At 57.4% G+C, this 24,128-nt stretch carries 31 protein-coding genes; 27 read left to right on the forward strand and 4 right to left on the reverse strand.

Features of this window, described 5'->3' with window-relative positions; translation table 11 throughout:
- From WG31_RS03250 to pnuC, 26 genes are all read left to right on the forward strand, one after another.
- Positions 1-1,002, forward strand: coding sequence for a DUF2213 domain-containing protein (locus tag WG31_RS03250; protein ID WP_063353634.1), 1,002 nt, complete (start codon positions 1-3; stop codon positions 1,000-1,002).
- A 38-nt stretch (positions 1,003-1,040) separates the two neighbouring features.
- The gene (locus tag WG31_RS03255) at positions 1,041-1,541 is read left to right on the forward strand and encodes a structural cement protein Gp24 (RefSeq protein ID WP_063353635.1); all 501 of its coding nucleotides are present in this window, start codon (positions 1,041-1,043) and stop codon (positions 1,539-1,541) included.
- The gene (locus tag WG31_RS03260) at positions 1,541-2,578 is read left to right on the forward strand and encodes a major capsid family protein (RefSeq protein ID WP_035354206.1); all 1,038 of its coding nucleotides are present in this window, start codon (positions 1,541-1,543) and stop codon (positions 2,576-2,578) included. The genes WG31_RS03255 and WG31_RS03260 overlap by 1 nt, the downstream gene beginning before the upstream one ends.
- A gap of 46 nt (positions 2,579-2,624) precedes the next feature.
- On the forward strand, positions 2,625-2,942 hold the full coding sequence (locus WG31_RS03265; RefSeq protein WP_063353636.1) for a hypothetical protein: 318 nt from the start codon (positions 2,625-2,627) through the stop codon (positions 2,940-2,942).
- 36 nt (positions 2,943-2,978) lie between these two features.
- The gene (locus WG31_RS03270; protein WP_063353637.1) at positions 2,979-3,485 is read left to right on the forward strand and encodes a DUF4054 domain-containing protein; all 507 of its coding nucleotides are present in this window, start codon (positions 2,979-2,981) and stop codon (positions 3,483-3,485) included.
- Positions 3,476-3,856: a hypothetical protein gene (locus tag WG31_RS03275; protein WP_063353638.1), complete on the forward strand. Its 381-nt coding sequence runs from the start codon at positions 3,476-3,478 to the stop codon at positions 3,854-3,856. Before WG31_RS03270 ends, WG31_RS03275 begins: the two co-directional genes overlap by 10 nt.
- Entirely contained in the window at positions 3,853-4,389 is a 537-nt protein-coding gene (locus tag WG31_RS03280; protein WP_209439364.1) for a phage neck terminator protein, read from the forward strand. Before WG31_RS03275 ends, WG31_RS03280 begins: the two co-directional genes overlap by 4 nt.
- Before the next feature lie 18 nt (positions 4,390-4,407).
- Positions 4,408-5,562 carry a DUF3383 family protein gene (locus WG31_RS03285; RefSeq protein WP_063353640.1) on the forward strand — a complete coding sequence of 385 codons (1,155 nt, stop codon included), beginning with the start codon at positions 4,408-4,410 and terminating at the stop codon, positions 5,560-5,562.
- Positions 5,563-5,564: 2 nt separating this feature from the next.
- Complete coding sequence (locus WG31_RS03290; protein ID WP_006117079.1) at positions 5,565-6,002, forward strand: phage tail fiber protein; 438 nt, start codon at positions 5,565-5,567, stop codon at positions 6,000-6,002.
- 39 nt (positions 6,003-6,041) lie between these two features.
- On the forward strand, positions 6,042-6,497 hold the full coding sequence (locus tag WG31_RS03295; RefSeq protein WP_063353641.1) for a hypothetical protein: 456 nt from the start codon (positions 6,042-6,044) through the stop codon (positions 6,495-6,497).
- Positions 6,498-6,532: 35 nt separating this feature from the next.
- Entirely contained in the window at positions 6,533-6,682 is a 150-nt protein-coding gene (locus WG31_RS15700) for a hypothetical protein (protein ID WP_162269444.1), read from the forward strand.
- Complete coding sequence (locus WG31_RS03300) at positions 6,667-7,704, forward strand: hypothetical protein (protein WP_063353642.1); 1,038 nt, start codon at positions 6,667-6,669, stop codon at positions 7,702-7,704. The genes WG31_RS15700 and WG31_RS03300 overlap by 16 nt, the downstream gene beginning before the upstream one ends.
- A gap of 35 nt (positions 7,705-7,739) precedes the next feature.
- Positions 7,740-8,453: a phage baseplate protein gene (locus WG31_RS03305; protein ID WP_063353643.1), complete on the forward strand. Its 714-nt coding sequence runs from the start codon at positions 7,740-7,742 to the stop codon at positions 8,451-8,453.
- Positions 8,450-8,770, forward strand: coding sequence for a phage baseplate plug family protein (locus WG31_RS03310; protein ID WP_063353644.1), 321 nt, complete (start codon positions 8,450-8,452; stop codon positions 8,768-8,770). Before WG31_RS03305 ends, WG31_RS03310 begins: the two co-directional genes overlap by 4 nt.
- Positions 8,767-9,693 carry a baseplate hub protein gene (locus WG31_RS03315; RefSeq protein ID WP_063353645.1) on the forward strand — a complete coding sequence of 309 codons (927 nt, stop codon included), beginning with the start codon at positions 8,767-8,769 and terminating at the stop codon, positions 9,691-9,693. Before WG31_RS03310 ends, WG31_RS03315 begins: the two co-directional genes overlap by 4 nt.
- Entirely contained in the window at positions 9,690-10,379 is a 690-nt protein-coding gene (locus WG31_RS03320; RefSeq protein WP_063353646.1) for a Gp138 family membrane-puncturing spike protein, read from the forward strand. Before WG31_RS03315 ends, WG31_RS03320 begins: the two co-directional genes overlap by 4 nt.
- Positions 10,380-10,390: 11 nt before the next feature.
- A complete protein-coding gene (locus tag WG31_RS03325; RefSeq protein WP_006117087.1) occupies positions 10,391-10,744 on the forward strand; it encodes a hypothetical protein in 354 nt (117 codons plus the stop codon).
- Between the two features lie 28 nt (positions 10,745-10,772).
- Positions 10,773-11,966 (forward strand): baseplate J/gp47 family protein, encoded by a 1,194-nt coding sequence (locus WG31_RS03330; protein ID WP_193562082.1) that lies wholly within the window; start codon positions 10,773-10,775, stop codon positions 11,964-11,966.
- Positions 11,966-12,544 (forward strand): DUF2612 domain-containing protein, encoded by a 579-nt coding sequence (locus tag WG31_RS03335; RefSeq protein ID WP_063353648.1) that lies wholly within the window; start codon positions 11,966-11,968, stop codon positions 12,542-12,544. The genes WG31_RS03330 and WG31_RS03335 overlap by 1 nt, the downstream gene beginning before the upstream one ends.
- Before the next feature lie 7 nt (positions 12,545-12,551).
- Positions 12,552-13,649: a hypothetical protein gene (locus WG31_RS03340; protein WP_035354193.1), complete on the forward strand. Its 1,098-nt coding sequence runs from the start codon at positions 12,552-12,554 to the stop codon at positions 13,647-13,649.
- A gap of 6 nt (positions 13,650-13,655) precedes the next feature.
- Positions 13,656-14,225, forward strand: a complete 570-nt coding sequence (locus tag WG31_RS03345) for a phage fiber-tail adaptor protein (RefSeq protein WP_063353649.1) — start codon at positions 13,656-13,658, stop codon at positions 14,223-14,225.
- Positions 14,226-14,348: 123 nt separating this feature from the next.
- Positions 14,349-14,795, forward strand: a complete 447-nt coding sequence (locus tag WG31_RS03350; protein ID WP_035354323.1) for a hypothetical protein — start codon at positions 14,349-14,351, stop codon at positions 14,793-14,795.
- A 72-nt stretch (positions 14,796-14,867) separates the two neighbouring features.
- Entirely contained in the window at positions 14,868-16,130 is a 1,263-nt protein-coding gene (locus WG31_RS03355) for a cation:proton antiporter (protein WP_035354190.1), read from the forward strand.
- Positions 16,131-16,136: 6 nt separating this feature from the next.
- The gene (locus WG31_RS03360) at positions 16,137-18,638 is read left to right on the forward strand and encodes a TonB-dependent receptor (protein ID WP_209439365.1); all 2,502 of its coding nucleotides are present in this window, start codon (positions 16,137-16,139) and stop codon (positions 18,636-18,638) included.
- A gap of 2 nt (positions 18,639-18,640) precedes the next feature.
- Complete coding sequence (locus WG31_RS03365; RefSeq protein ID WP_063353650.1) at positions 18,641-19,942, forward strand: phosphotransferase enzyme family protein; 1,302 nt, start codon at positions 18,641-18,643, stop codon at positions 19,940-19,942.
- Positions 19,939-20,502, forward strand: coding sequence for a nicotinamide riboside transporter PnuC (gene pnuC / locus WG31_RS03370; protein WP_063353651.1), 564 nt, complete (start codon positions 19,939-19,941; stop codon positions 20,500-20,502). Before WG31_RS03365 ends, pnuC begins: the two co-directional genes overlap by 4 nt.
- Positions 20,503-20,626: 124 nt before the next feature.
- Here the strand turns inward: pnuC and WG31_RS03375 are convergent, their stop codons facing one another.
- The 4 genes from WG31_RS03375 to WG31_RS03390 all read right to left on the reverse strand — a co-directional run bounded on the left by WG31_RS03375 (position 20,627) and on the right by WG31_RS03390 (position 23,473).
- Complete coding sequence (locus WG31_RS03375; protein WP_063353652.1) at positions 20,627-21,148, reverse strand: RcnB family protein; 522 nt, start codon at positions 21,146-21,148, stop codon at positions 20,627-20,629.
- A 128-nt stretch (positions 21,149-21,276) separates the two neighbouring features.
- Positions 21,277-21,762: a hypothetical protein gene (locus WG31_RS15465; protein WP_157884491.1), complete on the reverse strand. Its 486-nt coding sequence runs from the start codon at positions 21,760-21,762 to the stop codon at positions 21,277-21,279.
- Positions 21,763-21,830: 68 nt separating this feature from the next.
- A complete protein-coding gene (gene purU, locus WG31_RS03385) occupies positions 21,831-22,676 on the reverse strand; it encodes a formyltetrahydrofolate deformylase (RefSeq protein ID WP_063353654.1) in 846 nt (281 codons plus the stop codon).
- Positions 22,677-23,098: 422 nt separating this feature from the next.
- Positions 23,099-23,473, reverse strand: a complete 375-nt coding sequence (locus WG31_RS03390; RefSeq protein ID WP_063353655.1) for a DUF488 domain-containing protein — start codon at positions 23,471-23,473, stop codon at positions 23,099-23,101.
- 80 nt (positions 23,474-23,553) lie between these two features.
- On the opposite strand from WG31_RS03390, the gene WG31_RS03395 reads away from it, so the two are divergent.
- Positions 23,554-24,063 (forward strand): RrF2 family transcriptional regulator, encoded by a 510-nt coding sequence (locus WG31_RS03395; RefSeq protein WP_082823119.1) that lies wholly within the window; start codon positions 23,554-23,556, stop codon positions 24,061-24,063.
- The last annotated feature ends 65 nt before the right edge of the window (positions 24,064-24,128 follow it).

Here is a 24,128-nt window from a genome sequence, read left to right on the forward strand (position 1 = left end):
ATGAACACACCCAATACCGGGCAGGCCCGTGCCAGCCCGCACGCTATGGCTGCGCCAGATACGCAGCTTTTGGCGTTGGACAGGGCCAGCGTGCGCCGGGTGGATGCAGATGGGCATTTGCACATTGCGCACTGCATTTTATCCGCCGCAACCGTTAGCCCCTATTACGGGCGGGAAATACCGGGCGCTGCGGCGCTGGGCCTGAAAGATAATGAGGTTTACAGCGTTTTTCGCCCACCCGATGCGCTTATGCGGGCCGCCCCCAGCCTGCGTGGCAAGCCGGTGCTGATGCAGCATACCCCCGTAAGTGCGCAGGATCATCCCGCCAGCATAACCGTGGGCGCAGTGGGCAGCGATGTGCGCTTTACCCCACCCAACCTAACAGGCAGCTTAACAATATGGGATGCCACGGCCATTAAGGCCATAGAAAACGGCACACAGCGGGCGGTTTCTGCGGGGTATCGGTACACGGCTCTTAAGCAGGCGGGCACTTATATGGGCACGCCTTATACGCTGGTTATGGCGGATATTGCCTTTAACCATCTGGCCCTTGTAGCCCAGCCGCGCGTGCCTTCCGCCATTATTGGCGATGCCGCACCCAACCAAAACATGCCTTTAAATAACAGGAGCTTTCAGGCCATGCCTGATCAAACCCCCATTACCGTTGCAACTATGGATGCCGCCATTGCCCAGGCTGTGCAGCAGGCGGAAGAACGCGCCGTGCGCCAGATGGCGGAACTGCACACAGCCCGCGCCGCCGTGCGCCCCTTTGTGGGCGATGTTGCCATGGACAGCGCCCCCGCCATTTACGGTTTTGCCTTAAAGGAAGCGGGTATTGATGTAACCGACGTGCCCGAACAGGGGCTAAAACCGCTGTTTGAAAGCTATGCCCGCATGCAGCCGCGTGCTGGTGGGGCATCCCCCATTATGGGGCAGGATGCCGCCGCAACGCAGGGTTTTCGGCAGCGCTTTGGGCTGGAACGCATTGGCGTGCGCGGCTGAACCCCCTTTTTTCTTTACGCATGATACAAGGCAGGTAAATGTCTTTTCAAAATCAGGTCAATATCCAGCCAGCGCCTGCTGTGCCGGGTGATTTTGCCTCTCTCAACCCCACAGCCACTTTTCCGGCGGGTGAGGGCGCATTGGTGGCGGCCGCTGGTGGGTGCACGGTGGCCGCTTTTGGCTGGGTGCAGGCCGATGGCGTAAGCGTGGCCAACATGCCGCCAAGTGGCAGCACCGCCGCGCCAGATGGCTTTGTGCATCGTGATCTTACAGCCCAGATTTCGGATTTTACGGCATCGGAAAGCATGGTTATTCCGCAGGGCTTTCCCGTAACGCTGTTTACGGCGGGAGATTTCTGGGTGCAGGCCACCACACAGGCCACGCCGGGGCAGGCCGTTTTTGCCAGCCTGACAGATGGCACCATTAAAACCGCCGCAACGGGCAGTACCGTAAATGGCGCGGTGGCAACAGGGTTTTTTGTAGCCTCTGCCGGTGCCGTGGGTGAGCTGGTTCGGATTTCTACATGGATGCACGCATAATGGTTACGTCTTACACAGAACTGGCAGAACTCAACCGCCTTGGCTTTGTGGTGCCCGATGCGCGCGGCCTGATTGGCGCAGAGCATTTGGTATCAGACAGCATGGCGCTGGATGCTCAGCCCGCGCTTTCTACCACCGCTAATGCGGGCATTCCGGCTTTTATGTCTGCCTGGGTGGATACGGGGCTGATCAAGGTGGCCTTTGCCCCCATGCGCGCAGCCGAGCTGCTGGGCGAGGTGCGTAAAGGGGATTGGGTTTCTAAAACGGCTGTATTTCCGATGCTGGAAACGGCAGGGCAGGTTTCCTCCTACGGGGATTGGAACCAGAATGGCACGGTTAGCCTTAACCCCAGCTTTCCTGAGCGCCAGTCCTACCATTATCAGGTGTTTGTGGCGTGGGGTGAGCAGGAACTGGCGCTGGCCGGGCAGGCCCGCCTGCAATGGGCCGCCAGCCTACGAGAGGCCGCAGCACTTAAGCTGAACAAGTTTCAGAACCAGACATACTTTTTTGGTATCAGTGGTCTAAAACTTTATGGGTATCTTAATGACCCACGCCTGCCTGCCGCCATTACCCCCACCACCAAAACCGCAGGTGGCACCGCGTGGGACAACGCCACCCCGGAAGAACGGCAGGATGACGTTATTGCCCTTATCAACCAGTTGCGCAAACAAACCGCCGGGCTGGTGGATACGGATACACCTATGGTGCTGGGCCTTGCCCCAACCCGCATGGGTTTGCTAACGCGCCGCAACAGTTTTGGCCTTTCCGCCTTAACCATGCTGCGTGAAACCTACCCCAATTTGCGCTTTGTGCAGGCCGTAGAATACGGAGATGCCGCCGCCAACGGCGTGCAGACCATGCAAATTATGGCCGACCACGTGGATGTGCAGAAAACCGCAGAAGCCGCATTTACAGAAAAACTGCGTGCCCATGCCGTGGTTACAGAAGCATCGGCATGGAAGCAGAAGCTTTCTCAAGGCACATGGGGGGCCATTATTTACATGCCCGCAGGCATTGCCACCATGACAGGCCTGTAAAACACAGCTCGCGTAACGCAAACCCTGCATAAAAACGGAAAAACACATGGCAACATCATCAACAGTTACCGTTGGGTGCAAGCTGCCCAACGGGCTTGTGCTGGAACTGGCAGGCCAGAAGCACGAACTGGCAGGCGCACGCACAGCCAAGGCGGGCGGGTATGGGCTTACCCCCGTGCCAGCAGAGTTCTGGCAGGCATGGGCGCAAAAATACGCAGGCTTTCCTCCGTTGGAAGCCGGGTTGATTTTTGCGCAAACCTCGCCAGAAAAAGCCACAGGCCAAGCCAAGGAGCAAGCCAGCCTGCGCACGGGTATGGAGCCACTTAACCCCGCAGCGCCAGCCCCTGGCATTACACCCGCATAAAGCCAAACTTTCCGTTATTTTGCAGCATGTAAAAGGATGTTTTTCATGCCGGAAAACCAGCCAATGCAAGCGGCTGCCTTATCTACTGCCTGCAACATGGCGGAAGATGGGGCCGTTGTGTTTGATACCGCAGCCTTTAAGGCATGCTACCCCAACCTTGTAGCCAGTGCGGGGGCAGATGCCGCAAGCGCGTGTTTTGCCCGTGCAGGGCTGTTCTTGAACAACTCGGCCACATCCCCCGTGCGCAACCCGGCCCGCCGGGCAGATTTGCTGATGCTGATTACAGCGCATCTGCTTCAGCTTGGCCTCAATAGCGGGGTGTATGCTACCGGGGCGGGGGATGGTGCGCCTGCCCTTGTGGGGCGCATTACCACCGCACGCATGGGCAGCGTGCAGGTACAGGCCGATATGGGCACGGTTTCCCCCACGCAGGCGTGGTGGGTGCAAACACCTTATGGTGCAACCTTTTGGGCGGCATCTGCCTTTTTGCGTATCGGGCGCTATGTGCCGGGGTGGCCACAGAGGGCGATTTCATGGCCATGAACGCAGTGTTCAACATGGCGTTGGGGGCCACGGCGGCTTTGTTGCCATCTGTGCCCGCCATATTGCGTATCAACACGGGTTATAAAACCGCAGCAGATGGCACCACCACCCCATGCACCATGGATATTGCCGTAACCATTCGGGTTCAGCCCGTGCCTACAGATGAGCTTACGCAAACAGATGGGCAAAACCAAAGCACCATTCAGCGAGAAATCTATATGCCCGGCACAATTTGCGGGGTGGATGGGGCGCATCAGTTTGGGGGCGATGTGTTTGTGTTTGATAACGCGCACTGGCTGGTAACGGCTCAGCCCGAAGCTTGGGGTGGGCAATGGTGCCGCGTGTTGGTAACCCAACAGGTGGCGGCATGAGCACTCAAGTTGTGCAACAGCCAGATGAAGAAACGGTATTTGCCGCTTTGCGCACTTTTTTAACGGAAGTTCTGCCAGCAGGCACAACCGTTTTGCAGGCCCGGCAAAACCGCACGCCACCTCCACGCGGTATGTTGGTGTTAATGGCGCCTCTGCACCGCCAGCCTATTGGCACGGGTAGCACGCATTATGGGGCGCAAAGCTGCACCCTGTTGCGGCAGGAGCAGCTTGCCACCCAGATCAGCCTTTTTGGCACGGATGCCGCAGATGCCGCGCAAACAGTGCTCACCCTTTGGCGTGATGTATGGAGCACTACGTTTTTTACAAACCTTGTGGCACAACAGAAAGATATGCCACGCATTGCCCCTTTATATGCAGATAATGCCGAGTGTCTGCCCTACATTAACGCGCAACAACAATACGAACCCCACTGGCAGCTTACCCTGCACAGCCAGCTTACTTTTTCCATCACCCTGCCAGCCGCCACAGCCACCACTGCCACAGTGCACAGCGTGGCCGCAGACAGGCTTTGAAATGCGAGTAAAACCTGCATGATCCTTCCTGTTTCTTCCCTTGTGTCTGTCACGCCGGGTGTGCTGGCGGCGGGGGGTACTACAAACCTGCTGAATGGGCTTGTGTTTTCTACAAATACGGCGCTTTCTTCGGGCCTTTCCATGTTTACAACGGCGGCGGAAGTAGCAGCCACATGCGGTGCGGAAAGTATTGAAGCCAGCATGGCCAGCATTTACTTTGCGGGCTACACCAATGCGCAGGATCTGCCGCAAACGCTGTATTTTTACCAACTGCCCGCCAGCCCGGCAGATACGGATTATACCACAGCCCTTACAAATGCCGCCACCGCCAGTGCAGATTGGTGCGCTTTTGCGTTTGCGCAGGAGCCAGATGCCACAGCCAAAACGGCTATTGCCGCATGGATGCCCACAAACCCCAACCGCTACTGGGGCATTATGCAGGATAATGATGCCAGCATTTTGCAGGCAGGATCAGCCTGTTTTGGCAGAACTGTTACAGCACAGGCTACGCCGGGGCTAACGTGCCTGTGCAATACGGATGGCAACGGCACACTGGCCGCCGCCCTGTGTTTGGGCTGGGCTGCCAGCATGAACCCGCAGCGCAATGCCGGGCGTACCACGCTGATGTTCCGCAACAATGGGGGCGTAACCCCGGCGGATATTACGGCCACACAAGCACAAGCATTGCTAGAAAATGGCTACAGCTTTTATGGTTCCTACAAAAGTGGAGATTCCACATTCAGTTTTCTCAATAATGGTGCAGTGTCTGGCCCGTTTGCATGGGCAGACAGTTATCTAAACCAGATCTGGATGACATCCTCCTTCCAGTCTGATCTGCTCACGCTGTTTTCTTCCGTGGGGCAAATTCCTTATGCCACGCAGGGTGATACGCTTCTGGCTACCGCTGTGCAAAATACGATTGATACTGCCGTAGCTTTTGGCGCTATCCAGCCCAACGTATCGCTTTCTGCCGTGCAGGCGCAGGTGGTAAATGCACAGGCAGGGCGCAGCATTGCAGATACGCTGGCCACACGCGGGTGGTATCTGCTGCCCGGTGCCTCTACCGCATCTGCCGCTACACGGGCCAAACGTGGGCCAGTGCAGGCGCGGTTCTTTTACATGGATGGGCAGTCTGTCCAGTCTATCTCTCTGGCTACAGTAGAGGTGCAGTAAGCATGTCTGATTACGATATTACCGCCGCCAATTCGGTTTTTACCATTACGGTGCCGGGGTTATACAATACACCCATTACGTTGGAAAATTACGCCGCCGATCGTGCTTTTGAAACCACCATGCGGGATCTGGCAGAAACCTCAATGAGCATAGATGGCTACCTGAGCGCTGGTTGGATACCCACCCCTGTTCGGCAAACAATCTCTTTGGCGGCCAGCAGTGAAAGTGGCTTGGTGTTTGAGGCCATTGCCGCAGCGCAGGATGCCCAGCGCGGGCTGTATCGGCTGGGGGCGGAAATTCAACTGCCTTCCATTGGGCGCAAATATACCATGGTGCGCGGCCTTTTGCAGGCCGTGGCCGTTATGCCCAGCGCAGGCCGCGTGCTGGAAGGGCGCAGTTTTGAAATTCTGTGGGAGCGCGTGTTGCCTGCTGCCTTGTAAAAAACAGATGTTTTTAAAAAGATACAGGAAAGAGCAGGCATGAAAACCGTGGAATACACGCACCCTCTGCCGGGGGAAGACCAAGGCAAGGTATTTGTGCTGACACGCATGGATGCGTTTGCCGCAGATAGCTGGGCGCGCCACGTGTTGCAGGCTGCCATACGGGGCGGCGCGCGCGTGGGGGCGGATATGGCGCAGGCAGGCCTTGCCGGGCTTGCCGCTTTTGGGCTGGAAATTTTTGGCTTTATGGAAGAAGCCGATTTAGATGCCGCTTTGGCCCGGCTGATGCAATGCGTTAAAATGCGGCCAGATCCGCACCGGCCAGAAGTAACACGTGCTGTTATTTCCGCCGATTTTGCAGAACCCGAAACTCTGGGCATGGTGCGGGCCGAGGCTTTTAGGTTGCATGTGGGTTTTTTGCGGGCCGCCGCGCACCAGCTTTTCCCCCTAGTGGCGGCTTTGCTGGGGGAAGATGCCGCACAGGCCCCGTTGTAAATTGTGTAAATATCTCGCCCGCTATGGCGGCGGTTGTGGCATCGGGCCTTGCATCGTTACATGATCTGAAAACAATTTACGACAGCGAAGATTTTTATACGCTTGTCGAAATACTTTCTGTCCGTAACTGGAATATGGCGCATGCTCCCGCGCAGGAAAGCCCCCAAACATGGCCAAAATTGTAAATACTTTGCCCCACAGCAGAGCACGTGCAACGTTGCCGTTGCTAGAACGGCTGCGCCGTGTGTTGGAACGCTTTATGCAGCCCCATGCACAGGTAAAAAAGAAGGAGCACAAGGGCCTTTTAGCGTTATTGCACCTTCTGCACCAGTATAGCCTAGGGGGCGTGCATATGCCTTTGGGGGCGGGGGCACAGAAACCTGTATTTTCTGTTCCTCTCCCTGCGCTGGGGGCAGGGTCATCTGTGTTTGCGCCGACAACAGGCCGTGCGGAACGTGCAGGATATGTGGGACAAAGTGCATATGTGCCATTTGTTTTGAGGGAAACGCAAACAGTATCACAAAGAGTTTTGCAGAATGCGCCTCCGCTCCCTTATCGTGCGGTATTGGTGGCCAGCACGGCGCAACCAAGGGCGGTAAGCGGCCTAGAGTTTACGCAGCCTCCAAAACCGTGCGGGCGTCAGTTTTATCAGGGAGTTGCGGATATTCTGGCACGCAGGCCGTTTTCTGTGTCGCCAGGCTATTTATCTGCATATTTGCCAGAGCGTTCTGGGCCTGTGGCAGGTGGTACCTCAAAGCTGGCAGCAGGCGCTGTGCGCGTGTCTGCAAGTTGGAGGGAGATGCCGGTTATTGCAGAATATTCACGGCACATACAGCACTTTCCACAATACCTACAACGCAAGAATGGTTTGCAGTCTTTTGTGTTCAGGCAAGGTGTTTCTGTTCCCCAACAGCCCGCGCGCACTGTTTTGCAAACCACGCCACGTGCTGCGGCGCCCGGTGCACAAGGGCGGGTGGGGGCATTTTTGCCGTCCTCTCCTCTTATGCAGGCGGCGGTTCAGCCTGTTCTGCCTTGGGGGCAATCCGCTCCAGCACCACAGGGGCAAAGTGTTGTGCGCTCAACGGCCAGCCCGTTTGCGGAACTACCTCAACAACCTGCGCCTCTGCCGCCACGTGCGGCCATGCAGGGCCTTGGCGGGGGCGATAGCACTGCTTTGGCAGCACTTTCTACGCTTGGTTCTATTTAAAAACCTTTTTCCTGTTCAGTAAAGAGTTCTGTTATATGCCCATGTTGCCTGTCAGCCTGCCATCTGTATGGAATATTCCTGTTGCAGCGGGTGTGCCTGCCCTTATGGGGCAATCTGTTTCTGCCGGGGTGCAGGCTTCGGCTTCTGTTACGGTGGGCAGTTTGCTGGATGATCTGCAAATTACGCAGGCCGCCAGCCAGTGGGGTATTTTTACGCAGGATGGGCAGCGGGTTTTAACATCTGCCCATGTGCTTTCTGCCGATATGCAAAGTACGTGGCGCATTGCAGAAGCCCCGCTGGAGGATGGTGCGTTTTTATCCTACAGCAAAGTGCGCATGTCTCGGCAGCATCGGATTGTGATGGTGTGCGATGGTTCAGAAACCGGAATGGAGGATGCCAGCGCCACCAGCCTTGCGCTGGATGTTCTGGCAGGGGCCGGGCAGGCGGGGGCTTTGTATGTGCGTGCAGGTTTTTTTGCCACGCTGGAGGCGTTGGAGGCCGATACAAACCTGTATGCCGTTATCACCCCGGAAAAGAAATACGATAGCGTTAACATTATCGGCCACCGCTGGATGAGGGAAGCCCGCCAGGGCATTACCATGCCAGTTGTAGAAATTGCCTTGCAGGAAGTGCGTATAACCGGAAGCACGCAGTTTGCCAGCACCCGCATGCCGCAGGGCCAGCAGATACAATGCGGCGGCATGGCCTATGCCACCACCAGCACCGCCAATGCCGGAGAAATTGCATGAGCACCCCCACAACAACACTGGTGCAGGTGCCCATAAGTGCCGTGCCTGCACAGATGTTTAAGATCACACTGGCAGCACAAACGCTCCAGATAGCCCTGCGCCAACGCGCCACGGGGCTGTATGCAGATATATGGTGCGCTGGTACGCGCGTGCTTTCTGGCGTGTTGTGCCAGGATCGCACATGGCTGGCCCGAAATGCCGCCACCGGCCTGCCGGGTGATCTGGCGTTTATGGATACCCAAGGCACGCAGGACCCGCAAAGCACCGGGCTTGGCACGCGCTATGTGCTGTTATGGCGCAGCGGATGGCCTGCATGAGCAGCATGCCAAGCACAAAAACACCAGACTGGGCCACGCGAGATGTGCAGGTAATGTTTCGGCTGCTTAATGGCGTGTTTGGTGCGGCAGATGGGGTGGATACGGTTACGCTTTCTGGTTTGCAGGTGCAGGCGGATATTTTGCAGGCCCCGTACCCAACGGGAGAAACCGCGCATATCCGTATAACGGGCATGCCCCCAGATTTAATGAACCGCCTGAGCCTGAGCGCGCCAGATCCTGCCAACCAGAGCGCCAGCGAAGTGTTGCTTATGATGCCCGATGGGGCCTCTGGCGCGCAGGCTTTGGTGTTTCAGGGTGGGGTTACTTTGGCTTATGCAGATTATAGCACAGCACCAGATGTTGCCTTTGTGGTGCAGGCGTTTTCTACAGTATTGCCAAATGCGCTGCCTGCTTTGCCCACCGGGTTTAGGGGTGCGGTGCCGCTGGCGCAGGTATTGGCGCGTATTGCCGCAAAAGCCGGGCTGACATTTGAAAATAACGGGCTGAACACCGTGCTGCATGATCCGTATTTTCATGGCACACCGGGGCAGCAGATCAGCCAGTGTTTGAACACCCAACCTTTTCAGGCCGCATTGGGGCGGGGGCGTTTGGCGGTATGGCCCGCCAGAACCGGCGCAACCAGCGCAACAGTGGATACATCGGCCGCTATTCAGGTTTCGGCCAGCACGGGGCTGGTGGGGTATCCCACGTGGTCTGCTGGTGGGGTGTCGTTGGATATGCTGTTTAACCCGCGTATTGGCTGTGGTGGCGTGCTGGCGTTGCAAAGCCAGTATCAGCCCGGTGGAGGGGCAACGGGGCTGTGGCAGGTTTTGCAGCTTCGGCACAGTTTAAGCGCGCAAATGCCAGATGGCCCGTGGTTTACCAATGTGGTGGCGCAGGCCGTGGGATTGGAAAATTCATGACAGATCAGAGCAGTTTTGCATCAGGCTTTCCGCCCAACATGCCCGCATCTGGTCAGGCAGTGTTTGATAGGGCCGGGGCGGCGGCATCGGATTACAACGCGCTGGTGGCCGTTATGCGCCGCATGTTGGTGGAGGTGCGCACCGCCATACCCGTTAAGGTGTGTGCGGTTTCTGGCGCAGGCTTGGCCCCTGTTGGGTTTGTGGATGTGCAACCTATGGTGCATCAGCAAGATGCCGCAGGCCAAACCATGCCGCATGGTGTGGTGTATAACGTGCCATATTTTCGGCTTCAGGGCGGCAGCAGCGCTGTGGTGCTAGACCCCGCGGTGGGGGATATCGGGCTGGCCGTCATGGCGGACCGGGATATTCTAAACGTAAAAACTGCCCGCACTGCCGCACCGCCCGGTAGTTTTCGGCACAACAGTATGGCGGATGCGCTGTATCTGGGCGGTTTTTTAAATGCGGCACCCAGCCAGTATATTCAGTTCACATCTGATGGGGTGGTTATACATACGCCCGGAACTGTGGAAATATCTGCAAAATTACTCAAGATTTCAGGAGATGCCAGCATAAGTGGCAGCCTGAATGTGGGGCAGGATGTGCAGGCCGGTGGTGTTTCGGTGGTATCGCATGTGCATGGTGGCGTTATGCCCGGCAGTGGCACCACCAGCGCCCCGCAGGGTTAGGAGAAGCACGTATGAAAACCTTGTTGCTAGATCGTGCAACGTGGGATCTGGTGGTGGATGCGCAGGGCAATATTGCCGTGGCGGATGTGCCCTACGCCACCGCGCAGGATGTTTCCAGCGCGGTGCGCGTGTTTAAGGGAGAATGCTGGTACAACACGGCCCTTGGCTTGCCCTATCTGGCAGGTGTTTTGGGGCGCAACCAGTCTGCCGCGCTGTTTCGGGCCGATGTTGCGCAGGCGGCCCTTGCTGTGCCCAACGTGGCGCGCGCAACCTGTGTGCTGGCCAGCCTTGGGGCAGACCGCAAGCTAAGCGGCCAGATTTATCTGACATTGGAAAACGGAAGCACAACCCTTGCCAGTTTCTGAAACCTCACTTGCCGCAGGCACAACATCCGTGCCTGCGCCCTTGCTGGATGATACCGGCTTTGTGCTGCCGCAGGAGGCAGACATGCTGGCCGGTGTTCTGGCTGATATAAACGCTGCTTTTGGCAATACGCTGAACACGGATTTATCTACCCCACAAGGACAGTTGGCCACATCGCTTACCGCCATTTTGGGCGATGCGTATGATCAAATGCTGGCTGTGTTTAACGGGGTGGACCCTGCGCGTGCTTCTGGCCGCATGCAGGATGCCATTGGCCGTATTTATTTTATGGAGCGCAAACCCGCCACGCCCACGGTGGTAACATGCCAATGCACGGGGGTGGAGGGCACGGTTATTCCGCAAGGGGCTTTGGTGGCAGATGCTGCGGGCAATACCTATGCGGCAGATGCTGCCATTACGCTGGATACCACGGGCACAGGCACGGGCACGTTTTCCTGCACCACGTTGGGGGAAGTATCCTGCCCGGCGGGCAGTGTGCGGCTGTGCCAATCTGTTGCCGGGTGGTCTGGCGTGGGCAACGCGGTGGCGGGGGTTACGGGGCGTGCGGTAGAAGGCCGTGCAGCGTTTGAAGCCCGCAGGCAGGCCGCCGTGGCTGTGAATTCCGTAGGGGCATTGGCTGCCATATTGGCGGCCGTGCAGGCGGTAGATGGCGTAACAGATGCGTATGTTGCAGATAACAGCAGCAATGTTGCAGTAACGCAAGGGGGCATAACACTTGCGCCCAATAGCCTGTATGTGTGCGTAAATGGTGGTACGGATGCCGCCGTGGCTTTGGCTATCTTGCGTAAAAAGCCACCCGGCTGTGCCTATACTGGCAGCACCAGCGTTTCTGTAACAGACACTTCTGGCACGTACACCACACCACCCAGCTATACAGTGGCGTTTGAGCGTGCCCAGCCCACGCCGCTTTATATTGTGCTTACACTGGCAGCCGGTTCTGGCGTGCCAAACACAGCAACATCTGCCGTGCAGCAAGCTGTTCTGGCGTGCTTTTTGGGGCAGGATGGTTCTGCCCGCGTGGGTATTGGCGGCACGCTATATGCCAGCCGGTTTTACGCTTGCGTGGCGGCGGTGGGCAGTTGGGCGCAGGTGGTGGATATTCGGGTAGGCACAGCGGCCAGCCCCACGGGTGTTACGGCGCAGGCAAATATCAACCAGATTTTCACGCTGGAACTGGCTGATATTGCCGTGGAGTTTGCCTGATGCAGAATGTCGGGCAAACGGTGCTTTCTCAATATGCGTGCTCGCCCAGCCTGAATGCGCTGCTAGAGGGCTGGAACCAGTGTTTAGACCCCGCGCAAAGTATAGAAAACTGGTTTGACAACCTATGGAACATAGAAACAGCCCAAGGCTACGGGTTGGATGTATGGGGCCGCATTGTTGGGGTTTCGCGCGTATTGCGCATGGCCTCTGGCCAGTATCTGGGCTTTGCCGAGGCCAATGATCTGACAGAGCAGGGCTTTAACACCGCCCCGTGGTATGCGGGCCGTGTTGTGGTGGGTGATTTTACAAATTGCAGCCTGTCAGATGCCGGGTTTCGGCAGCTTATTTATGCCAAGGCGCTGGCCAATATTACGGATTGTTCTGTGCTTTCGCTTAACGCCATTTTGCGCACGCTGTTTGCCGGGCAGGGCGATGCGTGGGTGGAAGATAACACCAACATGAGCATGACCTACGCCTTTGGCTTTGTGCCAACAGATGTGCAGGTTTCCATTATCGAAAACGCCGGTGTGCTGCCGCGCCCCGCCGGGGTTGCGGTATCTTACAGCATCAGGGGCTGAAGACCTTATGAAACAAGCAGATATTTCCGGGCGGTTTACAACACCTATTGCGGCTTCCGCCACAGCGGCCAACTGTGCGGATATTCCCACAGCGCAAACCACGGCGGGCGATGGTTCTGCCAGCATGGCGCTGGGTTTTCCGCCCGAAACCTTTACAGAACGCGCAGCCGGTGGCGTACCCCCGCGCGGGGCGGATATGAACGGGTTTTTGAAAACGCTTTCTGCCGCCATTCAGGTTTTGCAAACGGGTTATGTTGGCCCGTTTGATGCCAGTTTTGCCGCCGCTATTGGTGGTTACCCGGCTGGGGCTGTGGTGGCGGGCAGCGTTGTGGGCACGTTTTGGGTTTCTGGGCAGGATAACAACCTGTCCACCCCCGGCGCGCAGGGTGCGGCGTGGACAAACCTGTTTAGCGGGCTGCTTACATCTGCCCAAGCCGCGCAAAGCTTTTTTCCGCTTACGGGCGGTAAAATCAGCAACGGTTATTACGATAGCACCGGCACATGGGGCGGCAGCGGCAGCAATGGCGCACCACAGGCGGGTGATATGCCGTGGGGGCCACAGTTTATTTCTCGCTTGGGGTATAGCGCCAGCATGAAGGCGCTGTTCTGCCTGCGTGATGCGTTTGAGCAATATGCGTTTGCCAGCGTGCAGTTAACAGATGCCGCAGGCGGATGGCATGAATGGCAGTTCCGCCAGGATGGCTCCATCCGTATGCCAGATGGCGCGGTGGTGGCTACGCAAAGCTGGGCCAACGGGGTATTTCAGCCCGCTGGCAGTTATGTGGGGCTGGGCACGTATCAGGCCGATTTTGCCACGCAGGATGGGCGTGTAATCAACCTGCCATACGGGCAGCGCATTCAGTCCTTTTCCGTTACCATTCAGGATGGAGATGCCATTACTTTTCCGCAGGCTTTTGCGGGGGTGCCCACATCTGTGCAGTTGCAGTGCATGCAGTATGAACAACGCATGACACTTGCCATGCCCGATCAGGCCCCTACCGCCACGGGCATTGGCGCTGTGGGCGTGCGCTATGTGGTGGATGATCACGATGGCGCGGTTTCCACCCCCATAACGGTATGGGTTACAGCTATTGGGCCAAGGTAAAAAACCATGACATGTTCTTGCAATACCGCAGGCACGGCCTGTTCTGTGCTGCCAGAAGGGGCCGTGCTGGCGCCGGGGTGGCAACCCGCCCGCGCACGCGTGTTGCCGGTTATGATGGCGCCGGGGCTATGCCTGCGTGGCCAACTGGCAGAGCAGGTGGTGCAGGCATGGCCTGCCCGCAGCAGTGCAGATGCGCTGGATTATACCCTTACCCCAGCCGCATGGTTGGAAGGCACGGGGGATACGCTGGCCAGTGTGACGGCCAGCGTGCCCACTGCAACCGGGCAGGATACGGATTTGGCCGTGCTGTGGGTTACAATTATACAAGGCATGGCCTGCGTGTTTTTGGGCAGCGGCCCGCCAGATACGGTGCAGACAGTGCAGATGGTGCTGCACACCGTACAGGGGCGCAGCGTTATGGCCAGCGTGCAGCTTTACATCAGTGCAGAAAGTGCCGCCGCCGCGCCGCCACAGGTGCCCACGCTGGCAGATGGCACGCCCATACCGCCCAATGCCCTGTTGGCCCCCCAAGGCGTGCTAACCACCCCCACCGGCCAGCCCTATCTGCTGGCCTGAAGCATGCGCGTGGGAGCCAGCCTTGCTGCCCGCAAGCGGACAAGCCCACAACGCTGTGATACACCTTGGAGCAAATAGATAGCCCACCCGAACGCGGTGGGTATTTCAGGCAAAGGTATAGAAATGAAACCTAAATCACAGCAACAGGCCGATTCATTTGTGAACAGATTTAACGAGAACGTGGCTGTTAAAATGACAGTCATGTTCGGCAGTATCTGGTGCGTGTATGTGTTTTTCCTGTTTTCTCTGGTGCCAGCGGTTGTGCCCCAGTGGCAGAACACGTTGCTATATATCAGCAACTGTATCCAGCTTGTGGCGCTGCCCGCGCTTATGGTGGGTAATGCGGTGCTAAGCCGTGGGGCAGACCGGCGCGCAGCAGAAGACCATCAGGCCCTGCTGGAAATTCTGGGAGATGTGCGGGAGGAACTGGCAGATCTGAAAGACAAGACAGCCGGTTTGGCGCGCTCTACCAACGAGGCATTGCAACGCCCCGAACTTACAGACGTTTCCATTTCGGATCAGACGATCGTGAATATGGATGAGGCCGGGCAGCCGCAGAATAACGCCTGATCTGGCATCCGGTTTTGCGGTTTTCTGGTTTGCGCCCGTCATCAGCCTGTTTGATCAGACAGGAAACCGCTCATGCCGCCTTTTTTCAATCCGCTGGCGCTGTTTGCCATTGTGATCACACTGGCAACAGCTTTTGCCATTATCAACCACCGTTACCTGCACCTGCCCACCACTATTGGCATTACGGCACAGGCTTTGGGGGTGGCCACGGTTTTGCTTTTTCTGGAGCAGGCCGTGCCCATGCCCCGTATGGATGCCGCCCGCGCGGTGCTGGATAGCATAAATCTGCCAGCCACTTTGCTGGATGGGGCTTTGTCCTTCCTGCTGTTTGCGGGTGCGCAATCTGTAGATCAGCGCGAGCTATGGCAGAACCGTTTTTCCATTCTGGCACTGGCGCTTTTAGGCACACTGCTGGCTGTGGCGCTGCTTGCCGGGGGCATGTGGATGGCGTTTCCGCTGGTGGGGCTTGCGGTTTCTTTGCCGTGGTGTGTGGTGCTGGGGGCAATTCTGGCCCCAACAGATCCTGTTTCTGTTGTGGGCATGTTGCGCCGCTTGGGGCTGCCCCCCAGAGTGCAAGCCATTTTTGCGGGGGAAAGCCTGTTTAACGATGGCGTGGGTGTTGTGGTGTTTGCCGTAGCGGTGCAACTGGCAGAGGCGGGCACCATTGGCCCATTGGGGGATCTGGTGTGGCAAATGGTGCAGGAAGTGGGGGGCGGCCTGCTGCTGGGCTTTTTGTGCGGGTGCTTGGCGGTATGGTGCATGCGGCTGGTAACAGATGCGCATCTTGAACTGCTTATTTCCATCTCTCTTGCCAGCGGGGTGTACAGCCTTGCCAAAATGCTGGAAGTTTCTGGCCCGGTGGCGGCCGTTACAGCCGGGCTGGTGCTGGGCATGCCCCGCGCACTGGGGGCGCTTAGCCAGCACGGGCACCGCGAAATCCGCAATTTCTGGATGATGGTGGATGAGGTGCTTAACGCCTGTCTGTTTGTGCTGATAGGGTTTTATGTGCTCAGCGTGCCTATCCGTGTTCCGGTGTTGCTGGCGGCCGCTTTGGCCATTCCGCTTTCCATTACCGTGCGGGCGCTTAGCGTGCTGCTGGCCATGCTGCCCGTATATTTGCGGGATTCCCAGCGCTGGCGCGTATTGGCTATTATGACATGGGGCGGCCTGCGTGGCGGTATTTCCATAGCCCTTGCGTTAAGTCTGGAACACGGGCCTATGCGTGATGTGCTGCTTGCAGTGTGTTATGCGGTGGTTGTGTTTACCATTTTAGTGCAGGGGTTAACGATGGAGCGCGTGGTGCGGCAGGTGCGCCTTGGTGCGGCAGAAGGATAAAACCAGATGCCTGCCTTAATACAACGTGCAGTATGCTGGTGCGTGGCCCCCAAAGTGCGGCCCTGTTGCCGCCAACGGTGGTGGATGGCCTGTACGCTGGCTTCTGGCGCGCTGCTTTGCAGCATGGCGTGGCCGGTTTGGGTTGGGCAGGCGCAGGCTGCATCTGTGCCTCCAGTGGCCGGGCCAAAAGCCGCCCAGCATGTGGCAGCGCCCACGGATGCGCATGCGGCTACACTCCCCAAAGCGCAGGGTGCGCCGGTGCAGGCTTCTGGCCGCCCGCAGGTGGTTATTGTGCGGGCCAACCCGCTGCATGCCAGTGCTGGCGGCGGCCTGATTCATTCGCAAACTGAACCTCAGGCCCAAAGCGTGGTGGGGCAGGAGTATATTCGCCTGCAATCCCCCACCGCCACGGCGTTTGAGCTTGTTTCCCAACTACCGGGCGCCAATGTTAGCGGGTCAGACCCGTTTGGGTTTTCACCGCAAACCAATATCAGCGTGCGCGGCATGAATGGAGATGCCATAGGCTACGTGCTGGAAGGCATGCCGCTGAACGATATTGCCTATTACACTGGCTATCCCAGCCAGTTTGCAGATAGCGAAAATTACGAAAACATTGCCCTGCAACAGGGATCTCCCGATCTGGATAGCCCGGTGCTAAACGCCGCTGGCGGGTTAATGAAGCTGCGTTTCCGCGCGCCAGCACAAAAGGCGGGTGGGCAGCTTAGCGCCTCCTACGGCTCTTACGATACCAACCGCGAGTTCCTGCGGCTGGATACGGGCGAGATCGGGCATAATACCGGCCTACGGGGCTTTGTCTCCTATTCTCACGGCGCTACAGATAACTGGCGCGGTGCCGGACGGGATGAACGCCAGCATGTTGATTTCAAGCTGGAAAAAACATGGGGCCAAGGCAACAGCGCGGGGTTGTTAGGATCTTGGAACCAAGCGGTGGATAGCTATTACCCGCAGGTTAGCAAGGATGATTGGCGCACGTACGGCATAGGCGGCCCCAATAATCTGGACAGGCACTTCCATGCGGATGATGATTACGGGGGTTCGGATTACTGGCGGCTTTCTCGTCAGCCGGAACGCACGTTGTATCTGGCCGCGCCTTTGCAATTTACACTGGCGGAGGGGCTAAGCCTGCACGTTACGCCTTATGCGCAAGGCGCGTATGGCAATGCCGCAGGCGGTACGCAACTGCCCACATCTGGCCTGTATAATGGCACAGAGGCCGTGCCCGATGTGCTGGATTTGCCCGTAACGGCAGATGGTTACAGCACTGTGCGGGCAGATTACACACAGCGCAGCTTTCGTTCTGGCTTTACAACCGCATTGGAATGGAAGCGCGGCGTAAATGATCTGGTGCTGGGTTACTGGTATGATTACGGTGATGACACCGAGCGCGAAACCTTTGCCGCCGTAAATGGCAGCGGCAATGCGGGCAGCATATGGGGTGGGCGGCCCATTACGCTGGCCGATGGCAACATGCTGCTGGGGGCCAGCAACCACACTCTCTCGCAAACCAATGCGCTGTTTGTGGGGGATAGGGTTTCCCTGTTGCAGGGTAGGCTGTTGCTGACAGCAGGTTTTAAGGAAGTAATGTTCTCGCGCACAGGCACAAACGCCGTGCCGGGCGCGCCCTACCACGCCAATATGAACACCGCCGTGCCCCTGCCGCGCTTTGGTGTGCGTTTTCAGATTACGCCGGAACATCAGGTATTTTTCAATGCCACCACCAACTTCCGCACCCCGGCAGAACCCGCCTTGTATGATGTGTATGACCCCACATCCGGCGCGGTAACACAAAAAGGCACTTCCAGCCTGAAAAATGAATATTCCATAGCAGAAGAACTGGGCTACCGTTACGCAGGCAGCCGCGTTGTGGGCAGCCTGACGTTATTTAACTATAACTTCACAAACCGCCAGATTGCCACTTTGGCAATGATAAATGGCGCCCCGGTGGATTCCACCATCAACGCAGGTGGGCAGACATCTCGCGGGGTGGATGTAGAAATAGGTTTGCGCCCGTGGCACCATATCAGCCCGTATCTTTCGGGCGAATATCTGCACGCCACCATTGATAATGATCTGTATTCGGGCGGAGATCTGCTTCCCACACGCGGCAAGCGCGCCGTACGCAGCCCCACGCTGCAAGCCGCCGCGGGCCTGACATATGATGACGGGCACTTTTTTGGCGTGATGACCGTAAAATACACCGGCCATCAATACGCAACATTCATGAATGATGAGCGCATGCCCAGCCATGTTACGGGTAATCTGGCGTTGGGGTATCGGATGGATGATGTTTCTGTGCTGCATCGGCCAGAGTTCCGCATGAACTTTATTAACATCACCAACCAGCACTATCTTTCCGGCGTGGCAGACCCCACCATGAACGCGCATGACACGCAGGGCCGCTACGGCACCACCATAGCCGGGCAGGCCCCGGATTATTATATTGGCGGCGGGTTTGCGGCCCTGTTTACAGCCTCTACCGGGTTTTAGGCGTGGCAGATCCTTTCCCCCAGAATACGGCTCAGTTTGGCGTTCACGGTGTGCAGGAAAAGCGAGATTGGCCTTGCCTTACGCTGGATGAAGTTTCTGCTGTGCTGGCGCATTTTGCCAATATGCCGCCTGCGCAAAAGGTAACATGGCATAGCATGCGCCCGTTTTCTGCCGCCTGCGTGGTGCAGCTTGCGGGAGAGGCTTCTGCCAGCCATGTAGGTGCCAGTGCCAGTGCCAGTGCCAGTGCCAGTGCCAGTGCCAGTGCCAGTGCCAATATAGGCGGGCAGGTGGTGCAGGCCACAAGCTGCGTGCTCAAACGCCATGCGCGCGCATTGCGCAGTGCCGCCATGCTGGAGCAGGAACACGCGTTTATCCGCCATCTGGCCAGCAAGGGCCTGCCCGTATGCCCCGCATTGGCCTTACATAACGGGCGCACCGCGCTGGAACTTGGAAACTGGACATACGAGGCTTTTCTACCCGCCAAAGGGCAAGACACCTACCGGGATGTGATGTCCTGGAAACCGTATTTCTCCACCGCGCAGGCGCATGCGGCGGGGGTGGCGCTGGCGCAACTGCACAAGGCCGCGGCGGATGATACAGCCCCCGAACGCAGCGCCAATGTGGCGGGCAAAACCGCCCCGGTGGTGCCGCTGGTTTCCAGCATGTGCGTGGTGGGGCAAGCAGATTTTATGCCTGCACTCCAGCAATGGGTGGCGCGGCAACCGGGGTTGGTGGCGGCATTGGCCAACCGCCCGTGGCAGCAGGATGTGGCGCGGGTTGTTCTGCCGTTTCATGAACGTTTGCGCCCTTTGCTACCCGGCATAAAACCCGCTTGGGGGCATGGAGACTGGCACCCTTCCAACCTGTTCTGGCATGCAAACACACCTGTTGCCGTGCTGGATTTTGGCATGGCAGACCGCACCTGCGCCGCGTTTGATGTGGCCGTGGCCATAGAACGCAGCATGGTGGATTGGCTGGCTTTGCCAAGCTGTAGCGCAACGGCACAGCAGGCCCCGCATATGGTGGAGTGGGATCAGCTTGCTGCGTTTGTAACGGGGTATCAGCACATCCGGCCTTTAAGTGCGGCAGAACGTGCGCAGGTGGTGGCGTTTTTGCCTTTGGTGCATGTTGAATTTGCGCTGTCTGAAACAGCATATTTTGGAACTCTGCTGCAAGATGAGGCATCAGCGGAGGTTGCCTATACCGCGTATCTGCTTGGCCATGCCCAGTGGTTTGCGCAAGCGCCAGAGGGGCAGGAACTTCTGGCCCGTTTGCCTGCCTTGCTGGCGGAGCACCAGCGGTGACAGGGCTAGAATGGCTGGCGGCAGTTGCCAGCGCCTTGGGCGTGTGGCTTACGGGGCATAGAACGGTGTGGTGTTGGCCGGTTATGCTTCTGGCCTCGGTATTATATGGCGTGGTGTTTGCGCAGGATCACCTTTATGCAGATGCCGCTTTGCAGGGCGTGTTTGGGGTTTTGGCGTTATATGGCCTGTGGTGCTGGCAACGTGGTGTGCAGGCAAGCGGGCAGGTGCATATTGCACGCCTAACCCGGCACACCTTATGGCGAGATACCGGCATAACAGCCGTGGCAGGTTGGGCCTTGGGGCTGGCCTTGCGCGGCATAACGGATGACCCCATGCCCCTTTCTGATGCTGGGCTAAGTGCCTACAGCGTGCTGGGCCAGATATGGACAGCCAAACGCTACCGCGCCTGCTGGGTGTTGTGGATTGTGGTGGATGTTCTGTATGCGCTGCTGTTTGTGCAACGCAGGCTGTTTGTAACCGCTGTGCTGTACACGGCCTTTGTGGGCCTTGCCGCACAAGGCTGGTGGCGGTGGCGGCATGTGGTGGCACGCAGCCCATAAACCCATTGTAAAAAGAAAAAAGCCGCGCCCCGATATATCAAGGGCAGCGGCTTTTTTTATGTGTAGAAAAGAGCCAGATTGCACAATACGTTCTGGCTTTTTTCTATGGTGTATCAGGCTATTTTTAGTAACCGCTCGGAACGGCGTATCCGGGTGCGGCATAGCCCGGCGCGGCATAACCGGGGGCTGTATAGCCCGGTGTGGCATAGGTGGGGGTTGCTGGGGTGGCAACGGCCCCAATGGTGGCGCTTACAACACCAGCAATAATGCCCGTGGTAAGAGATGTTAGCAAAAACTGGTTGCCATAGCGCATCCAGTAATAGCCAGATGGCGGGGCGTACAGGCCGCGCTGGCTCTGCCAGTTTGTGATCATCCAGCGGCTGTTGCGGGGGCCATCGTAGCGGTCTCCCTTACGCCATGTGCGGTTCATGTCAAAGTTGTCGCCGCCATTACGCGCGGGGCCGCCACGGCCGGGGCGGTTGTTGTGCATGGCTGGGCCGGGGCCGCCATGTTGTGGGCCGCCGCGCATGGCGCCGGGGCCACCATTGGGGCCACCACGGCCATTAAACTGGGGTTCGGCATGAAGAGGGGCGGATGCACACATCACACCCATCATGGCAGCGGCTGCAAAATAACGGAATTTCATGTCAAACCTCTATTTTATAATAAATCTATTTTTCACATACGCTTGTGGCAGAATTACGTTTCAGCTTTCTCACACTATAATAAAGGGTAAGGCAGGCGGCTTGCGCAGGATGCAACGCAAGGCATAAATCAAATTAACATAATGTATGTCTGCGAGCCTTTATTTTGTCTTAATTCTTTCCTAGCGTCATTTTTGACACGCACTGCCAAGTGCGGTGCCAAACGCATTGAATGAAAGTATTGTTCACGATGAAAAAAGCTCTTCTTCTGCTTGCTGCTCTGGGTGTTGCTATGCCGGTTGCTTCTCACGCAGAAAGCCATCACCACAAACACAAGCACGAACACAACGAAAACAGCGATAACCAGAACGGCCGTGGTGATGAAAACCGTGGCGAACGCGGTGATCGTGGTGACCGTGGCCAGCAGGGTGGCGAACATGGTGACCGCGGCCAGCAGGGTGGCGAACATGGTGATCGCGGCCAGCAGGGCAACTTCGGTGGTGAACATGGTGGCCCAGGTGGCGAACATGGCGGCCCGAACGGCGGCGAAAACAACAGCAGCAACTAATCTTGTTACATGTGGCCCTTTATGGGTTGCATAAAAAAGGCGCTCCAAACGGGGCGCCTTTTTTTATGGCCGTAGCCGGGTAGGGCCGCCCACAATGGGGCGGCAGCCTTGGGTATTTAGCCAAACACCACAGTACGGTGGCCGTTGATCATAACCCGATGCTCAACATGCATTTTTACGGCCCGCGCCAGCACTTGCGATTCTACACCGCGCCCCGTGGCAATGTAATCTTCCACAGAGAGGTTGTGCGTTACGCGTGCGGTTTCCTGCTCGATAATCGGGCCTTCATCTAAATCCGCTGTCACGTAATGGGCGGTTGCGCCAATTAGCTTAACCCCGCGCGCATAGGCCTGATGATACGGCTTGGCCCCTTTGAAGGAGGGCAGGAAGGAGTGGTGGATGTTAATCACCCGGCCACTTAATTCTGCACTGAGCGAATCCGAAAGCACCTGCATATAGCGGGCCAGCACCACCAGATCCGCCTTTGTTTCCTTTATAAGGGTGCGCAGCTTATCTTCCTGCTCGGCCTTGTTCTGCTTGGTAACGGGCCAGCAGTAATAGGGAATTCCGGCCTGTTCCGCCGTGGCAGCGCTATCTGTGTGGTTGGAAACAATGGCCACAATATCTGCCTTCAGCCAACCCACCCGCACCTGATACAGCAGGTTAAGCAGCGCATGGTCAAAGCGAGACACCATAATAATAATGCGCGGCAGCACGGCGGCGTCATGCAGGCGCATCTTCATGTCAAAGCGTTGGGCCACGGGGGCCAGAATAGTATTTATTTCTGCCAAATTCCCCGGTGCGGGCGCATTAAAGGCCAGCCGCATGAACAATGTGCCAGATTCCCGGTTGCTGAACTGGTGGGTTTCGGTTATGTCCGCACCTCGCTCCGCCAGAACGGATGTCACAGCCGCAACAATGCCGGGCTGATCCGGGCAGGAAAAAGTAAGAATAAACTGCATGCGGTGGCGTATGCTCCTTTGTTCTTCTACTGGGCCTGATTAAAGGGCGCAGGGGCGCAATGGCCTCATCTTGTGCCAGTGCACAGGGGGCTGCGCAATAGCTTGTGTTGCCACCTGTTTATAACCGGTGGGGCGTTGGGCGAAATGTGTGGATGGCCTGTGGATGAATCGTGGCAAGCCCGACTCGTGATGTTTTTTTATGGTCAAGCCAATTCTGCGCTTGTCATATAACGAATCCCTAAAAATCCCAGAAAACAGCCGATTCTAAACATTTGTTCTCTGGCTTTGTAACAAATCTTATCCACAGAAAAGGGGGAGAGAACACGGGAAAAGCCTGTGGATAGATTTGTGGAAGGCAGCTTGCCCATAGTGTTTTCCCGCGTTTCCTGCTTTGTTCTCTCATGCCCAAGGGGGGCGTTTTTTTAGGCGCGGTGGGCCAGATGCGCGGCCATATAGGCGGCCAGCACCACGGCCTCGTTATGTGCTTCATCCCGCGCGCCAAACAGCAGGGTTATGCGGCCTTTGCGGGCCAGATCGGCCAGTTGCTGCACAGCTTGCGGGTTGGCGTTCAGCTCTGCCGTGTAGCGTTGGCAAAAGCCCTCCCACTTGGCTGGGTCATGCGCAAACCATTCACGCAGGGCGGTGGTGGGGGCAATGTCTTTCAACCACAAGGTAAGGTGCGCGCGCTCCTTGCTCACGCCGCGCGGCCACAGCCTATCCACCAGCACGCGGGCACCATCATCGGGCTGGGCGTCTTCATATATACGGCGGATGCAGATATCGGGCTGATGGGGCATTGTGGCCTCTGCTTATGCTGAACGTTTGTGGTTTTAGAGTTTCAATTAAGATGTGTTTTTAAGGCATCTTAAAGAGATGAATGGGCATACCTGCCTTTCATGGTGTAAAAGGCCCCATGCGTCTGACATTGCACACAGATTATGCCCTGCGCACGTTGCTTTATCTGGCCGTGCATACCGACCGCCGTGTTTCCATAAAGGAGATTGCGCGGGTTTATGGCATTTCCGAAAACCACTTGGTTAAAATTATTCATCATCTGGGCCGGGGCGGGTTTGTAGATACGCTGCGCGGCCGGGGTGGTGGGCTTATGCTGGGGCGTGCGCCAGAGGATATTCGCATTGGCGATGTGGTGCGCCATACGGAAGATGATATGGCGCTGGTAAGCTGCATGTCTCCTTCCCCCGGTGTGCCGGGCAGTGCGGAATGTCTGCTGGCCCGTGCCTGCCATTTACGTGGCGCGTTGGGTGAGGCGCTGGATGCGTTTATGGCGGTGCTGGATAGCCGCACGCTGGCCGATATGTTGCACACGCCAGAACGCCAGATTTTGCAGGAAGCCAAAGCCAACCAGCAGGCCCCCGTAACCCCCTAAAGCCAGCCATCTCCAAGATGGGATTTTGAAACTTGGCCCGCCTTGCCCTACAGTTGCAGGCACAG

Source organism: Acetobacter oryzifermentans (assembly GCF_001628715.1).
In the GTDB taxonomy this organism is placed as follows: domain Bacteria; phylum Pseudomonadota; class Alphaproteobacteria; order Acetobacterales; family Acetobacteraceae; genus Acetobacter; species Acetobacter oryzifermentans.

Bases quoted from the DNA above. Each gene is read 5' to 3' on its own strand.
- WG31_RS03250 (WP_063353634.1), top strand. From the start codon at position 1: ATGAACACACCCAATACCGGGCAGGCCCGTGCCAGCCCGCACGCTATG.
- WG31_RS03255 (WP_063353635.1), top strand. From the start codon at position 1,041: ATGTCTTTTCAAAATCAGGTCAATATCCAGCCAGCGCCTGCTGTGCCG.
- WG31_RS03260 (WP_035354206.1), top strand. From the start codon at position 1,541: ATGGTTACGTCTTACACAGAACTGGCAGAACTCAACCGCCTTGGCTTT.
- WG31_RS03265 (WP_063353636.1), top strand. From the start codon at position 2,625: ATGGCAACATCATCAACAGTTACCGTTGGGTGCAAGCTGCCCAACGGG.
- WG31_RS03270 (WP_063353637.1), top strand. From the start codon at position 2,979: ATGTTTTTCATGCCGGAAAACCAGCCAATGCAAGCGGCTGCCTTATCT.
- WG31_RS03275 (WP_063353638.1), top strand. From the start codon at position 3,476: ATGGCCATGAACGCAGTGTTCAACATGGCGTTGGGGGCCACGGCGGCT.
- WG31_RS03280 (WP_209439364.1), top strand. From the start codon at position 3,853: ATGAGCACTCAAGTTGTGCAACAGCCAGATGAAGAAACGGTATTTGCC.
- WG31_RS03285 (WP_063353640.1), top strand. From the start codon at position 4,408: ATGATCCTTCCTGTTTCTTCCCTTGTGTCTGTCACGCCGGGTGTGCTG.
- WG31_RS03290 (WP_006117079.1), top strand. From the start codon at position 5,565: ATGTCTGATTACGATATTACCGCCGCCAATTCGGTTTTTACCATTACG.
- WG31_RS03295 (WP_063353641.1), top strand. From the start codon at position 6,042: ATGAAAACCGTGGAATACACGCACCCTCTGCCGGGGGAAGACCAAGGC.
- WG31_RS03300 (WP_063353642.1), top strand. From the start codon at position 6,667: ATGGCCAAAATTGTAAATACTTTGCCCCACAGCAGAGCACGTGCAACG.
- WG31_RS03305 (WP_063353643.1), top strand. From the start codon at position 7,740: ATGCCCATGTTGCCTGTCAGCCTGCCATCTGTATGGAATATTCCTGTT.
- WG31_RS03310 (WP_063353644.1), top strand. From the start codon at position 8,450: ATGAGCACCCCCACAACAACACTGGTGCAGGTGCCCATAAGTGCCGTG.
- WG31_RS03315 (WP_063353645.1), top strand. From the start codon at position 8,767: ATGAGCAGCATGCCAAGCACAAAAACACCAGACTGGGCCACGCGAGAT.
- WG31_RS03320 (WP_063353646.1), top strand. From the start codon at position 9,690: ATGACAGATCAGAGCAGTTTTGCATCAGGCTTTCCGCCCAACATGCCC.
- WG31_RS03325 (WP_006117087.1), top strand. From the start codon at position 10,391: ATGAAAACCTTGTTGCTAGATCGTGCAACGTGGGATCTGGTGGTGGAT.
- WG31_RS03335 (WP_063353648.1), top strand. From the start codon at position 11,966: ATGCAGAATGTCGGGCAAACGGTGCTTTCTCAATATGCGTGCTCGCCC.
- WG31_RS03340 (WP_035354193.1), top strand. From the start codon at position 12,552: ATGAAACAAGCAGATATTTCCGGGCGGTTTACAACACCTATTGCGGCT.
- WG31_RS03345 (WP_063353649.1), top strand. From the start codon at position 13,656: ATGACATGTTCTTGCAATACCGCAGGCACGGCCTGTTCTGTGCTGCCA.
- WG31_RS03350 (WP_035354323.1), top strand. From the start codon at position 14,349: ATGAAACCTAAATCACAGCAACAGGCCGATTCATTTGTGAACAGATTT.
- WG31_RS03355 (WP_035354190.1), top strand. From the start codon at position 14,868: ATGCCGCCTTTTTTCAATCCGCTGGCGCTGTTTGCCATTGTGATCACA.
- WG31_RS03360 (WP_209439365.1), top strand. From the start codon at position 16,137: ATGCCTGCCTTAATACAACGTGCAGTATGCTGGTGCGTGGCCCCCAAA.
- WG31_RS03375 (WP_063353652.1), bottom strand. From the start codon at position 21,148: ATGAAATTCCGTTATTTTGCAGCCGCTGCCATGATGGGTGTGATGTGT.
- purU (WP_063353654.1), bottom strand. From the start codon at position 22,676: ATGCAGTTTATTCTTACTTTTTCCTGCCCGGATCAGCCCGGCATTGTT.
- WG31_RS03390 (WP_063353655.1), bottom strand. From the start codon at position 23,473: ATGCCCCATCAGCCCGATATCTGCATCCGCCGTATATATGAAGACGCC.
- WG31_RS03395 (WP_082823119.1), top strand. From the start codon at position 23,554: ATGGGCATACCTGCCTTTCATGGTGTAAAAGGCCCCATGCGTCTGACA.